A 14,469-nucleotide genomic window follows, 5' to 3' on the forward strand; every position below is an offset into this window, starting at 1 on the left:
GCACTAGGGTGGGCTCCGTAAAGACATCCGACAGTGACCTGAGAGAGGTTCCCGTGGCCCTGATCAACAAGCAGATCAAGCCGTTCTCCGCGACCGCGTACAAGAACGGCACCTTCATCCCCGTGTCCGAAGCCGACATCGCGGGCAAGTGGGCCATCTTCCTCTTCTACCCGGCCGACTTCACGTTCGTCTGCCCGACAGAGCTCGGCGACCTCGCCGACCACTACGACGAGCTGCAGCAGCTCGGCGTCGAGGTGTTCTCGGTGTCCACCGACACCCACTTCACCCACAAGGCGTGGCACGACTCGTCCGACACCATCGGCAAGATCAAGTTCGCGATGATCGGCGACCCCACCCTGCGCATCAGCACCGACTTCGAGGTGCTGCGTGAGGACGAGGGCCTGGCCGACCGCGGCACCTTCCTGGTCGACCCCGACGGCATCATCCAGTTCACCGAGGTCACCGCCGAGGGCATCGGCCGCAACGCCGCCGAGCTGGTCCGCAAGGTCAAGGCCGCGCAGTACGTGCGCAACCACCCGGGCGAGGTCTGCCCGGCCAAGTGGGTAGAGGGCGAAGAGACCCTGGCCCCGTCGCTGGAACTCGTCGGCAAGATCTAGTTTTCACTGCTGGTCGGCGGTACGGGCTCCGGCCCGTACCGCTGTCCAGAAGTCTTCGCCCCCAACATCTTTCGGGCCACACCGGCCCACCATTCCTATTTCGATGGAGTTGATCCGCATGCTCGACACCGCACTCGCCGGCCAATTGAAGTCCCTGCTCGAGCGGCTGACCGTGCCCATCGAGCTGGTGTCCTCCCTCGACGACGGTCCCAAGTCCGCCGAGCTGGCCGGCCTGCTCACCGAGATCGCGGCCATGTCGGACAAGATCACCTACTCCCGGGCCGACGACTCCGACGATGCTGCTGCCCGCCGGCCGTCGTTCGCCATCCGCCGCACCGGCACCGATGTCGAGGTCCGGTTCGCCGGCATCCCCCTCGGCCACGAGTTCTCCTCGCTGGCCCTGGCGCTGCTGCAGGTCGGCGGATACCCGTCGAAGGAAGCCCCCGAGCTGCTCGAGCAGGTGCGGAACCTCGACGCCGACCTGCACTTCGAGACCTACTTCTCGCTGTCCTGCCAGAACTGCCCCGACGTGGTGCAGGCGCTCAACCTGATGGCGATCCTCAACCCGCGCATCAGCCACATCGCGATCGACGGCGCGCTGTTCAAGGACGAGGTCGAACAGCGCAAGGTGCTGGCGGTCCCGACCGTCTTCCTGAACGGTGAGGTGTTCGACTCGGGCCGCATGACCCTCGAGCAGATCATCGGCAAGGTCGACGTCGGCGCCGCGCAGCGCACCGCCGAGGCCATCGCCGAGAAGGACCCCTTCGACGTCCTGGTCGTCGGCGGTGGACCTGCCGGGGCCGCGGCCGCAATCTACGCTGCCCGCAAGGGAATTCGCACCGGCGTGGTCGCCGAGCGGTTCGGCGGTCAGGTGCTCGACACCATGGCCATCGAGAACTACATCTCCGTCCCGCACACCGAAGGACCGAAGTACGCCGCGGCGCTGGAAGCCCACGTCGGCGAGTACGACGTCGACGTCATCAAGACCCAGCGCGGCGCGAAGCTGCTGCCGGCGATCGACGAAGGCGGCCTCATCGAGATCGCGCTGGAGAGCGGCGCCTCGCTGACGGCCCGCACCGTCATCCTCGCGACCGGCGCCCGCTGGCGCGCGATGGACGTGCCCGGCGAGGCCGACTACCGCAACAAGGGCGTCACCTACTGCCCGCACTGCGACGGACCGCTGTTCAAGGGCAAGCGCGTCGCCGTCGTCGGCGGCGGCAACTCCGGCGTCGAGGCCGCGATCGACCTCGCCGGCGTCGTCTCCCATGTGACACTCATCGAGTTCGACTCGGTGCTGCGCGCCGACGAGGTGCTGCAGCGCAAACTGCGCAGCCTGCCCAACGTCGACATCCTGCTGAGCACGCTGACCACCGAGGTCCTCGGCGACGGCGACCAGGTGACCGGCCTGACCTACCAGGACCGCACCACCGGCGAGTCGCACCAGCTGGACCTGCAGGGCGTCTTCGTCCAGATCGGCCTGCTGCCCAACACCGAGTGGCTCGAAGGCAGCGTCGAGCTGTCCAAGCGCGGCGAGATCGTCATCGACGAGCGCGGCCAGACATCGGTCCCCGGCGTGTTCGCCGCCGGCGACTGCACGACGGTGCCGTTCAAGCAGATCGTCATCGCGGCGGGAGCCGGTGCGACAGCGGCCCTCTCGGCGTTCGATCACCTGATCCGGACGACCGCCCCGGTCGGCTAGGCACTTCGTCCGGGTCGGGCGCGGGCGTTCCCAGCAGTTCACCAGTTCTTTCCCAGCTGCTGGTTCAGCTGTCATAGGTTCCAGCATCGTGGCCCTGTTTCCGCTGAACCTGCTCCTGACCCACGACGGCCGGTCGTCGCGCCAGCACGTCACGTGCCGCCACAAGTGTGGCGACGCGTGCTCGAAGCCGCTGCCGAACACCAGCGACAACGAGTACTTCGGTGACATCGCGCAGGCCGTGTCCCGACGGTCGATGCTCCGCGCGACCGGCATCGCGGTGCTCGCCGTCGGCGCCGGTCCCGCCCTGGCCGCGTGCGGCCGCGACGAGCAGCCCGCCGCAGGCACCTCGTCCGCTGCGCCCTCGTCGACACCGCCCGGCATGCGATTCGCCGCGGTCGCACCCAACCGCGAGGACGCCGTCGTCATCCCCGAGGGCTACCGGCAGTCCGTGGTCATCAGCTGGGGTGACCCCGTGCTGCCGGGCGCGCCGAAATTCGACGTGACGGCGCAGACCGCCGCGGCGCAGCGCGGCCAGTTCGGGTTCAACAACGACTTCGCCGGGCTGCTACCGATCCCCGACCGGCCCGGCCACTTCCTGCTGGTGACCAACTTCGAGTACGTCACACCGCAATTCATGTTCCCCGGCTACGACCCCAAGCACCCGACCCGCGAGCAGTTCGACATCGAGATCGCCGCCATGGGCATGGGCGTCGTGGAAGTCGCGCGCACCCCCGACGGCCTCAAACCGGTTCTGGGCCCGTACAACCGACGCATCACCGTCGACACCCCGTTCACCCTGACCGGACCCGCGGCGGGCACCGACTTCGTCAAGACAGCTGCCGACCCGACCGGCAGACGCGTGGCGGGCACCATGGCCAACTGCTCCGGCGGCATAACCCCTTGGGGCACAGTGCTTTCCGGCGAGGAGAACTTCCAGGGCTACTTCGGCGCACCGGCCGGCACCGCGCCTGCCACCCCGGCAGACGCGACCCGCCTCGCCCGCTACGGCATCGAGCTCAAGCCGTCCGAGATGCTCTGGGAGACCTTCGATCCGCGGTTCGACGTGGCCGCGACGCCGGGCGAGGTCAACCGGTTCGGCTACATCGTCGAACTCAATCCGTGGGACCCGAACTCCACCCCGGTGAAACACACTGCGCTGGGCCGCTTCCGGCACGAAGCCGCCAACATCTACGTCACTGCCGACGGCACCGTCGTCGCCTACAGCGGCGACGACGAGCGCTTCGACTACATGTACAAATTCGTGTCCAGCAAGAAGATTCAGCCCGGCCGCGAGCCGGCGGCGATGGCGCACAACATGACCATCCTCGACGAAGGCACCTTGTACGTCGCCAAGCTGTCCAGCGACATCCCCGCCGCCGAGATCGACGGCACCGGGAAGTTGCCGAGCACGGGTGCGTTCCGCGGCACCGGAACCTGGCTGCCGTTGCTGCGGTCCGGCCCCGAGGGTCGGGCCGAATCACTGGTGCCCGGGATCAGCGCGGCGGAGGCCGCGGTGTTCACCCGCTTCGCCGCCGACAAGGCCGGCGCCACCAAGATGGACCGGCCCGAGGACTTCGAAGCCGACCCGAAGACCGGCAAGCTGTACGTCGCCCTCACCAACAACTCCAAGCGCGGCGCGGAGGGCAAACCGGGCCCCGATGCGCCGAATCCGCGCAACGACAACAAGAACGGCCAGATTCTCGAGATCGTCGACAACCACGCCGGCACCGACTTCACGTGGGAGCTGCTGTTGGTCTGCGGCGACCCCGCCGCCGCCGACACCTACTACGCGGGGTTCGACAAGACCAAGGTCAGCCCGATTTCCTGCCCGGACAACCTGGCCTTCGACAGCCACGGCAACCTCTGGATCGCCACCGACGGTAATGCGTTGAAGTCCAACGACGGACTGTTCGCCGTCGCGCTGAGCGGCCCGAACCGCGGGGAGACCAAGCAGTTCCTCACCGTGCCGCTCGGCGCCGAGACGTGCGGCCCCGTCGTCACCGACGACCTCGTCACGGTCTGCGTCCAGCATCCCGGCGAGCACGATGACAACAGCATCGACAACCCGGTCTCGCGGTGGCCCGAGGGCGGCAACGGCACCGCACGCCCCTCTGTGGTGGCGGTGTGGAAGGACAACGGAACGATCGGCAGCTGAGCACGCCTCGCCGCCGGGGGTAATGTCCGCAGACGTGGCCCTCGAGATTTCTGACGACGAACTGCTGACGCTCGACGAGTTCGCGCTGCTGCCCGAGAACGCCGAGCAGATCGGCGCCGACGGCCCGCTGCCGACGGTGTCGCGGATCGAGGACGGGCCCATCAGCCTGCTGAAGTGGGGCGTCGCGGAGCCCGAAGTGGTGTTCCTGCACGGCGGCGGACAGAACGCGCACACCTGGGACACCGTGATCCTGGGCCTCGGAGTGCCGGCGCTGGCGATCGATCTGCCCGGGCATGGGCGGTCGGCCTGGCGCGAGGACGGCGACTACGGGCCGAAGCTGAACGCGTCGACCGTGGCCCCGGTGATTCGGCGCCACGCGCCGTCGGCCCGGCTGGTGGTCGGGATGTCGCTGGGTGGGCTGACGGCGCTGCGGATCGCCGCGACCGAACCTGCGTTGGTACCCGAGCTGGTGCTCGTGGACGTCACGCCGTCGGCGCCGGAACGGCACGAGCAGATGACGCAGGCTCAGCTGGGTGCCGTCGCGCTGGTGAAGGGCGACCGGAGCTTCCCCAGTTTCGCCGCGATGCTCGACGTCACCGTGGCCGCGTCGCCGCACCGCAGCCGGAACTCGCTGCGCCGCGGCGTCTTTCACAATGCCAAGCAACTCGACGACGGCACCTGGACGTGGCGGTACGACTCGTTGACGCGAGGAGACGGCTACTCGAACTTCAACGGACTGTGGGACGACGTCCCGTCCATCACCATGCCGACGACACTGGTGCGCGGTGCCAAGTCGTACTTCGTCCACGACGACGATGCCGCCGCCTTCGCGGCCGGCGCGCCGGGTTTCCAGCGGACCCACGTGGTCGCCGATTCCGGGCATTCCGTTCAGGGCGACCAACCTGCCGCACTTGTGGAAATCCTGCGGGGCGTCCTCGGCGGTTAGCGTGGGGTCATGACCCAACCCATCCGCATCGGGGTTCAACTGCAGCCCCAGCACTCGTCCAACTACGGCTTCATCCGCGACGCGGTCCGGCGCGCCGAGGACCTCGGCGTCGACGTCGCCTTCAACTGGGACCACTTCTTCCCGCTGTACGGCGATCCCGACGGCGCGCACTACGAATGCTGGACCATGCTGGGCGCGTGGGCCGAGCAGACCTCGCGCATCGAGATCGGCGCGCTGGTCAGCTGTAACTCGTACCGCAATCCGGAACTGCTGGCCGACATGGCACGGACTGTCGACAACATCTCGGACGGCCGGCTGATCCTGGGCGTCGGCTCGGGCTGGAAAGAGAAGGACTACGACGAGTACGGCTACGAATTCGGTACGGCCGGAAGCAGACTCGACGACCTGGCGGCCGCCATGCCGCGCATCGTGTCGCGCCTGGGCAAGCTGAACCCACAGCCGGTGCGCGACATTCCGATCCTCATCGGCGGCCAGGGCGAGCGCAAGACGCTGCGGCTCGTCGCGGAGTACGCGCAGATCTGGCACAGCTTCACCACCGCGGCGACGTACCCGGAGAAGGCCGCCGTGCTGGACCGGCATTGCGCCGACGTCGGCCGCGACCCGAACACCATCGTCCGCTCGGCCGGCGTGGACAACAGCGGCGACGGCCTGATCGCCAATGCCGAAGCGCTTACCGCACTCGGGGTTTCGTTGCTGACCGTCGGGGTCAACGGCCCCGACTACGATCTGGGCCACGCCGAAGCCCTGTGCCGCTGGCGCGACAGCCGGTAGCCGGCGCTGCCCGGCCGAATGAATTCCCGGCGAGCTGAAGCCGCTGAATTCGGCCGGGCACCCGCTAGGTTGACGTGCGTGACCTCTTTCCTGCGTGCGACGGTAGCGATACTGGTGGCACTCCTGGTCTGTTCGCTGTCCGTGGGAGTCCCAGCCGGCGCCACCACCGACCAGTGCGCACCGCCGGGCGTGCAGAGCGCCAGCGCCCTGCCCACCAACCTGGCCACCGCCGCCCAGGGCGACGGCACCGACAAGTACACGACGCCCGGTACCCAGCCGCTTTCCACGGTGCGGCCGGAGGCGTTGGGGCTGGGTACGCCCGGAGTGCTGACCGTCGGCACGCTGTCCGATGCCCCGCCGAGCATCTGTATCAACTCCAGCGGCCAGTTCACCGGATTCGACAACGAGCTGCTGCGGGCCATCGCCGAGAAGATCGGCCTGCGCGTCAACTTCGTCGGCACCGACTTCGCCGGCCTGCTGGCCCAGGTCGCGTCCCGGCGCTTCGACGTCGGCTCGTCATCGATCACCACCACCGACGCCCGGCGGCGCACCGTCGGGTTTACCAATGGCTATGACTTCGGCTACTTTTCGCTCGTCGTGCCGACCGGATCGGCCATCAACGGCTTCGGTGCCCTGAAGGCCGGACAGCGCATCGGCGTCGTGCAGGGCACCGTGCAGGAGGCCTACGTCGTCGACACCCTGCACCTGGAACCGGTGAAGTTCCCGGACTACGCCACGGTGTACGCCAACATCAAGAGCCGGCAGATCGACGCCTGGGTGGCGCCGTCGCAGCAGGCGTCCGGCACCGTGCAACCGGGCGACCCGGCGCGGATCGTCGAAAACACCTTCAGCTTGGACAATTTCGTGGCCTACGCGGTCGCCAAGGAGAACAAGCCGCTGATCGACGCGCTCAACGCGGGGCTCGACGCGGTGATCGCCGACGGCACCTGGGCGCGCCTCTACGCCGATTGGGTGCCGCGGGCCCTGCCGCCGGGCTGGAAGCCCGGATCGAAGGCCGCACCCGCACCGCAGCTGCCCGACTTCAACGCTATCGCCGCGTCTCACGCCGCAGCGGCCCCGTCGGCCGGTCCCGCGCCGAAATCCACGCTCTCGCAACTGAAAGACGCATTCCTCGACTGGCGGCTGTACCGGCAGGCCATCCCCGACCTGTTCAAGACGGGCCTGCCGAACACGCTCATCCTGACCATCAGCGCGAGCGTCATCGGCCTCATCATCGGCATGGCACTGGCCATCGCCGGCATCTCCCGGTCCCGCTGGCTGCGATGGCCGGCCCGGGTGTACACCGACATCTTCCGCGGCCTGCCCGAGGTGGTGATCATCCTGGTGATCGGGCTGGGCATCGGGCCGGTCGTCGGCTCGCTGACGGGAAACAACCCGTACCCCTTGGGAATTGCCGCGCTGGGACTGATGGCGGGCGCCTACATCGGTGAGATTCTGCGCTCGGGTATCCAGAGCGTGGACGCCGGCCAGCTCGAGGCCTCGCGGGCACTGGGCTTCGGCTACCCGGCCTCGATGCGCCTGGTGGTGGTGCCGCAGGGTGTGCGCCGGGTGCTGCCGGCGCTGATGAACCAGTTCATCTCGCTGCTGAAGGCGTCGTCGCTGGTGTACTTCCTCGGGTTGATCGCCAGCCAACGGGAGCTGTTCCAGGTCGGCCGCGACCTCAACGCCCAGACCGGAAACCTGTCTCCGCTGGTCGCTGCCGGGCTGTTCTATCTGGCCCTGACCGTTCCGCTGACCCATCTGGTCAACTACATCGACCGGCGACTGAGCAAGGGCAAGCCCGTCGCAGCCGAGGTCGCGACCCAGGAGATCATATGACCACGCCGCAGGCAGTTTCTTTGGCCGCCAAGGACATTCACCTGTCGTTCGATGCCAACACGGTATTGCGCGGCGTCGACCTGGACGTGCCTGCCGGCACCACGACCGCGGTCATCGGGCCGTCGGGCTCGGGCAAGTCGACGCTGCTGCGCACCCTGAACCGGTTGTACGAACCGGACCGCGGCGACATCCTGCTCGACGGCCGGTCGGTCCTCAAGGACAACCCCGATCAGTTGCGCCAGCGGATCGGGATGGTCTTCCAGCATTTCAACCTGTTCCCGCACCGGACGGTGCTGGAGAACGTCACGCTGGGCCCCCGCAAACTGAAGGGACTGGACGCCGCGGCGGCCCGCGAACTCGGGCTGCAACTGCTCGAGCGCGTCGGGCTGAAACACAAGGCCGACGTGCGCCCGGCAACCCTGTCCGGTGGACAACAGCAACGTGTCGCGATCGCCCGCGCACTGGCCATGAGCCCCCAGGTGATGTTCTTCGATGAGGCCACGTCGGCACTGGATCCGGAACTGGTCAAGGGCATCCTGGCGCTCATCAGCGAACTCGGGGCGGACGGCATGACCATGGTGGTGGTCACCCACGAGATGGGTTTCGCCCGGTCAGCGGCAGATTCGGTGGTGTTCATGGACGGCGGCCGGGTGGTCGAGACCGGAACGCCCGAGCAGATCTTCGAATCCGCGGAAACTCAACGTTTACGTCAATTTCTGGCGCAGGTTGTCTAATACCGAACAGTATCCGGCATACACGTTAGACTATCGAACTATGTCGTCGACGGAACCGCAGGTCGCGGACCTCGCAGGTGAACTGCAGCAGGTCCTCTCCAAGCTGTTCAACGTGATGCGCCGACGCGTCGAGATCCCGAAGGACGCCGAAGCCGGCGCCGATCTGACCCTGGCGCAGCTGTCCATCCTGCTGACGCTGCTGGATCGCGGACCCATCCGGATGACCGAGTTGGCCGCCCACGAACGCGTCCGGACCCCCACCACGACGGTGGCGATCCGGCGATTGGAGAAGCTGGGTCTGGTCAAGCGGTCGCGTGACCCATCCGACCTGCGCGCCGTGCTGGTCAACGTGACGCCGCGCGGACTCGTGCAGCACCGGGAGGCCCTCGAGGCCCGCCGGAAGGTGCTGATCGCGATGATGGCCAACCTGACGCCCGAAGACATCGACCACATCGCCAAGGCCCTCGGGCCGCTCGAGAAGCTCGCCACCAGTAGCGACGACTAAGTCCGGGTCACCCCAGCCAGTCGAGCACCGCGGCCGCGGTCCATGACTGTTGCATGCTGCCGAGCGGTTCCCCGGTGAACGGTTCGTAGTATTCGGCGAACGTACCGTCGCTGGCCTGCCGCAGGCCTTCCCGCCGCAGGATCGACGCGCGCTCGGACCAGCCCCGCCGTGCGAAACACCACGAGAAGAGCCACGTCATCACCGGCCACACCGGGCCGCGCCAGTACTCGCGCGGGCGGAAATCGCGGGACACCGGTGACGTCGACGGAATCAGCGGGTACTTGAGATCCGGGTGCGCGCAGAACCGGGGACCCTCCAGGAGGCGCAGCAGCGCCCGTTCGCGGTCATGCGGCAGACCCCCGCACAGCAACGGCGCGAACTGCGCCACGGTCTCACTCTGCACCCACTTACCGGCCCGCAGATCGAAGTCCCGCGCGGCGCCGGTGCGCTCGTCGGCGGTCGCCACCACGCCTTGCCGGAACCGCTCGGCCCACGAATAGAGTTCGCGCACATCCGAATTCGGCCGTTTGTAGTCCTCGCCGATCTCGGCCAGGACCGTACACGCCACCGACAGGATGGCCGAGACGAACACGTCCTCGACCTGGAAGCTCATGACCTTCGGCAGCAGCGTGTCGTCATACCGGACGGACTTCATCTCCTCCAGCAGCCACAGGTACCGGTCGTACTCGACGTCCGACGGCCGCTGGCTGGTGTCGGTGATGATCGCGTTGTCCTCACGCTGATACTCGGGCACCGCACCCGGAATCACGTTGGCGTACGCGCTGTCCCACCGCGGTGAGTTGTCCATGCCGGACTCCCAGCCGTGGTACAGCGTCACCCGGCCGTGCTCCTGGGGATCGCGGGCCTCGGCCAGCCAGCGGTGCCAACGCACCAGGTCGTCCCACCGGCGGTCCAGGAACGCCTCGGCGACCACGCGGGTGGAACGCCCACGGGTGCGGGCGTGATCCAGAATCCGTTGCACCGCAATGGCATGCACGGGCGGCTGCGTGATGCCGGAGGTATCCCGGTTGCGCGGCGCGTTGACCGCGAGGGAAGAGGTCTCCCACCGCGCCGGCCCGGGGAAGTAGCCGTCGACGCCGTTGGCGAACACGATGTGCGGGATCATGCCGTTGGCCCATTGGGCCGACAGCAGCGTGTCCAGCTCGACGACAGCGCGCTCGACCGTCAGCGACGCCAGGCCGATCGACACGAACGCGGCATCCCAGCTCCACATGTGCGGGTACAGCAACGGCGCGGCCGTCGTCATGACGCCCAGGTCGTTACCGCGCAGCAGATAGGCGGCGCGGGCCGAGAGCTGGGTTGGCGCGAAGCTGTGGTCGGGTGGCATCGCCCTCTATTGTGCGTCGCGGCCCGGGGATTCGCTGATCGGTAGGCTCACGCCATGCCGACCGCAATGATCACGGGCGCTTCCCGGGGCCTCGGAATGGCCATCGCCGAAGCCCTCGCGCCGACCCACACGCTGTTCCTGGCCGGCCGCCCGACGGCCGAACTCGACGCCGTGGCCGAGCGACTGGGCGCGACCACGTGGCCCATGGACCTCACCGACTACGAGGGCGTCGAAGCGACGGTCGAGCCGATCGACGCGCTCGATGTTCTGGTCCACAACGCCGGCGTGGCATACCCGGGCCGGGTCGGCGAGTCCTCCATAGAGGAGTGGCGGGCCACCATGGAAGTGAATGTGCTTGGCGCCGTGGGTCTTACGCTGCCGCTGCTGCCGGCGTTGCGGGCGGCCCGCGGCCAGGTGATCTTCGTTAACTCCGGTGCCGGCCGGAGCCCGTCCCCCGGCCTGGCGTCGTACACGGCCAGCAAGTTCGCGCTGCGCGGCTTCGCCGATGCCCTGCGCGCCGACGAACCGTCGCTGCGGGTGACGACGGTGTACCCCGGCAGGATCGACACCGACATGCAGTGGAACCTGGTGGCCTACGAGGGCGGTGACTACGACCCGGCGCGGTTCCTGAAGCCCTCGACCGTGGCGCAGGTGATCGCGCAGATCGTGGCCACCCCGGACGACGCCCACCAGCACGAGGTGATCATCCGCCCCCGCTGATTCCTGAGGGATTTGTGCACGATTTTCCGCGGTCAGCGCGAAAAATCGTGCACAAATCCCTGGTTGGTCAGGCGACGATGTTGACCAGCCGGCCGGGCACCACGATGACCTTCTTGGGCGTGGCGCCGGCAAGGAAGGCCTGCACCTTGTCGTCGGCGAGGGCCGCGGCTTCCAGCGTGGCCTTGTCGGCATCGGCGGCGACGACGATCTTGCCGCGCACCTTGCCGTTGACCTGGACCGGGTACTCGACGGTGTCGTCGACCAGGTAGCGCTCGTCGGCGACCGGGAACGGGCCGTGCGCCAGCGACTTCTCGCTGCCCAGGCGGCGCCACAACTCCTCGGCCAGGTGCGGCGCCAGCGGCGCGACCATCAACACCAGCGGCTCGACCGCGGCGCGGGCGGTGACGCCCTCCTTGGTCAGGTGGTTGGTGTACTCGATGAGCTTGGCGGCGGCAGTGTTGTTGCGCAGCGCGGCGTAGTCCTCGTTGACGCCGGCGATGGTCCGGTGCAGCAGCTTGAGCGTCTCCTCGGACAGCGCGTCATCGGAAACCCTTGGCTCACCGGTGGTTTCGTCGACGACGACGCGCCACACGCGCTGCAGGAACCGGTGCGCACCGACGACGTCCTTGGTCGCCCACGGCCGCGACGCCTCCAACGGGCCCATCGACATCTCGTAGACGCGCAGGGTGTCGGCGCCGTATTCCTCGCAGATCTCGTCGGGCGAGACGGAGTTCTTCAGGCTCTTGCCGATCTTGCCGAACTCCTGGTTGACCTCGATCTCGCCGTCCGGGCCGGTCCAGAAGAACTTGCCTTCGCGCTCAACGACTTCGGCCGCCGGCACGTAGGTGCCGCGGGAGTCGGTGTACGCGAACGCCTGGATGTAACCCTGGTTGACGAGGCGCCGGTACGGTTCGCGCGACGACACATGGCCGAGGTCGAACAGCACCTTGTGCCAGAACCGCGAGTACAGCAGGTGCAGCACGGCATGCTCGACACCGCCGACGTAGAGGTCGACGCCACCGGGATCACCGGCGCCGTGGATCTCGGGCCGCGGGCCCATCCAGTAGGCCTCGTTCTCCTTGGCGCAGAACTCTTCCGAGTTGTGCGGGTCGGCGTAGCGCAGCTCGTACCAGGAGCTGCCGGCCCACTGCGGCATGACGTTGGTGTCGCGGGTGTAGGGCTGCAGCCCGTCGCCCAGATCGAGGTCGACGTGCACCCACTCGGTGGCCTTGTTCAGCGGCGGCGACGGCTCGCTGTCAGCGTTGTCCGGGTCGAACAGCACCGGCGAGTAGTCGGGCACGTCCGGAAGTTCCACGGGCAGTGCCGAATCCGGCAGCGGGTGGGCCCGGCCGTCGGCGTCGTAGACGATCGGGAACGGCTCGCCCCAGTACCGCTGGCGCGCGAAAAGCCAGTCCCGCAATTTGAATTCGACGCGGGCCTGACCGCGGCCGTCCGCGACCAGCTTCTCGGTGACGGCGGCCTTGGCGTCGGCCACGTTCAGGCCGTTCAGGTAATCGGAATTGACCACCGCGCCGTCGCCCGTGTACGCGGACTCCGAAAGATCGCCGCCGGCAATGACTTCCACGATGGGCAGGCCGAATGCCGTCGCGAACTCCCAGTCACGCTGGTCGTGGCCGGGCACCGCCATGATGGCGCCGGTGCCGTAACCGGCCAGCACGTAGTCGGCGATGAAGATCGGAACCTGTTGGCCGTTCACCGGATTGGTGGCGTAGGCGCCGGTGAAAACACCGGTCTTGGTCTTGTTCTCCTGGCGCTCCAGGTCGGACTTCGCGGCGATCGCGGCGCGGTAGGCGGCGACCGCCTCGGCCGGCGTGGCCGCACCGTAGGTCCACCGCTCATCGACGCCGGCGGGCCAGGAATCGGCCAGCAGCGAATCGACCAGGTCATGCTCGGGGGCCAGCACCAGATAGGTGGCACCGAACAGGGTGTCCGGGCGGGTGGTGAAGACCTCGATGTCGGCGACCCCGGCGGAGAACAGCACCTCCGCACCGACGGACCGGCCGATCCAGTTGCGCTGCATGGCCTTGACCTTGTCGGGCCAGTCCAGCACGTCCAGGTCCTCGAGCAGCCGGTCGGAGTACGCGGTGATGCGCATCATCCACTGCCGCAACCGCTTCCGGAACACCGGGAAGTTGCCGCGTTCGCTGCGGCCGTCGGAGGTGACCTCTTCGTTCGCCAGCACGGTGCCCAGACCCGGGCACCAGTTGACCATCGAGTCGGAGCGGTAGACCAGGCGATAGGAGTCGACGACCTCGGCACGTTCGGCGGCCGTCAGCGCCGACCAGTCCCGGCCGTCGTCGAGAGTCCGTGCGCCGGAATCGAATTCGGCGATCAACTCGGCGACGGGCCGGGCCTTCTGCTGCGCCGCGTCGAACCAGGCGTTGTAGATCTGCAGGAAGATCCACTGCGTCCACTTGTAGAAGTCGGTGTCGGTGGTGGCGAAGCTGCGGCGCGCGTCGTGGCCCAGGCCCAACCGTCCGAGCTGCCGCCGGAAGTTGACGATGTTGGCCTCGGTCCGGGTGCGCGGGTGCGTGCCCGTCTGGACCGCGTACTGCTCGGCGGGCAGACCGAAGGCGTCGAAGCCCAGGGCGTGCAGGACGTTGCGGCCGGTCATGCGGAAGTAGCGGGCGTACACGTCGGTGGCGATGTAGCCGAGCGGGTGCCCGACGTGCAGGCCGTCGCCGGAGGGGTACGGGAACATGTCCTGCACGAACATCTTGTCCGCGGGCACCGGCGAGCCGTCGGTGGGTGCGAGCGAGCCGACGGGGTTCGGCACGTTGAAGGTGCCGCGGTCCGTCCACACCTGCTGCCAGTCGGCCTCGATGCGGCCGGCCAGTTCGGCCGTGTAACGGTGCTGCGGGCTGTCGGCGTCAACGGCCACGGCGGCCTCGGGACGCACGTCTGCCTGCGCATTCGGGGAATCGCTCACGTGCACAGGGTAGTCAACACCCCCGGCGCGACCTGCATCACGCCAGCCGATCGGCGTTGGTCTCGGTTCCGTTGCAGTGCGGTCAGAGCACGGTTGCAGGTGCGCGCCGGATCTGGTGGGCACTGCACACACCTACCTACAGTCGGCTCCAGTGCAACGCGTGA

Annotated in this window: 11 protein-coding genes; 9 read left to right on the forward strand and 2 right to left on the reverse strand. The window is 68.1% G+C overall.

Features of this window, described 5'->3' with window-relative positions:
• Positions 1-53 precede the first annotated feature (53 nt).
• From ahpC to ACJH6J_RS02190, 8 genes are all read left to right on the forward strand, one after another.
• Positions 54-617 carry an alkyl hydroperoxide reductase subunit C gene (gene ahpC, locus ACJH6J_RS02155; RefSeq protein WP_406803449.1) on the forward strand — a complete coding sequence of 188 codons (564 nt, stop codon included), beginning with the start codon at positions 54-56 and terminating at the stop codon, positions 615-617.
• Positions 618-735: 118 nt separating this feature from the next.
• Positions 736-2,316: an alkyl hydroperoxide reductase subunit F gene (gene ahpF, locus ACJH6J_RS02160; RefSeq protein ID WP_406803505.1), complete on the forward strand. Its 1,581-nt coding sequence runs from the start codon at positions 736-738 to the stop codon at positions 2,314-2,316.
• Positions 2,317-2,404: 88 nt separating this feature from the next.
• Complete coding sequence (locus tag ACJH6J_RS02165; protein ID WP_406803450.1) at positions 2,405-4,471, forward strand: PhoX family protein; 2,067 nt, start codon at positions 2,405-2,407, stop codon at positions 4,469-4,471.
• 22 nt (positions 4,472-4,493) lie between these two features.
• Positions 4,494-5,417, forward strand: coding sequence for an alpha/beta fold hydrolase (locus ACJH6J_RS02170; RefSeq protein WP_406803451.1), 924 nt, complete (start codon positions 4,494-4,496; stop codon positions 5,415-5,417).
• A 9-nt stretch (positions 5,418-5,426) separates the two neighbouring features.
• Positions 5,427-6,209 carry an LLM class F420-dependent oxidoreductase gene (locus ACJH6J_RS02175; RefSeq protein WP_406803452.1) on the forward strand — a complete coding sequence of 261 codons (783 nt, stop codon included), beginning with the start codon at positions 5,427-5,429 and terminating at the stop codon, positions 6,207-6,209.
• An 18-nt stretch (positions 6,210-6,227) separates the two neighbouring features.
• Positions 6,228-8,048, forward strand: a complete 1,821-nt coding sequence (locus ACJH6J_RS02180; RefSeq protein WP_406803453.1) for an ABC transporter substrate-binding protein/permease — start codon at positions 6,228-6,230, stop codon at positions 8,046-8,048.
• Positions 8,045-8,782, forward strand: coding sequence for an amino acid ABC transporter ATP-binding protein (locus ACJH6J_RS02185; RefSeq protein WP_406803454.1), 738 nt, complete (start codon positions 8,045-8,047; stop codon positions 8,780-8,782). Before ACJH6J_RS02180 ends, ACJH6J_RS02185 begins: the two co-directional genes overlap by 4 nt.
• 40 nt (positions 8,783-8,822) lie before the next feature.
• Positions 8,823-9,287: a MarR family winged helix-turn-helix transcriptional regulator gene (locus ACJH6J_RS02190; RefSeq protein ID WP_318985825.1), complete on the forward strand. Its 465-nt coding sequence runs from the start codon at positions 8,823-8,825 to the stop codon at positions 9,285-9,287.
• Between the two features lie 7 nt (positions 9,288-9,294).
• Here ACJH6J_RS02190 and ACJH6J_RS02195 read toward each other — a convergent pair whose 3' ends face one another.
• Positions 9,295-10,635 carry an amylo-alpha-1,6-glucosidase gene (locus ACJH6J_RS02195; protein WP_406803455.1) on the reverse strand — a complete coding sequence of 447 codons (1,341 nt, stop codon included), beginning with the start codon at positions 10,633-10,635 and terminating at the stop codon, positions 9,295-9,297.
• Between the two features lie 54 nt (positions 10,636-10,689).
• On the opposite strand from ACJH6J_RS02195, the gene ACJH6J_RS02200 reads away from it, so the two are divergent.
• Positions 10,690-11,355 carry an SDR family oxidoreductase gene (locus ACJH6J_RS02200; RefSeq protein ID WP_293022380.1) on the forward strand — a complete coding sequence of 222 codons (666 nt, stop codon included), beginning with the start codon at positions 10,690-10,692 and terminating at the stop codon, positions 11,353-11,355.
• Positions 11,356-11,422: 67 nt separating this feature from the next.
• Here ACJH6J_RS02200 and leuS read toward each other — a convergent pair whose 3' ends face one another.
• On the reverse strand, positions 11,423-14,305 hold the full coding sequence (leuS, locus tag ACJH6J_RS02205) for a leucine--tRNA ligase (RefSeq protein ID WP_406803456.1): 2,883 nt from the start codon (positions 14,303-14,305) through the stop codon (positions 11,423-11,425).
• Positions 14,306-14,469: the final 164 nt, after the last annotated feature.

Source organism: Mycobacterium sp. SMC-18 (assembly GCF_045310895.1).
In the GTDB taxonomy this organism is placed as follows: domain Bacteria; phylum Actinomycetota; class Actinomycetes; order Mycobacteriales; family Mycobacteriaceae; genus Mycobacterium.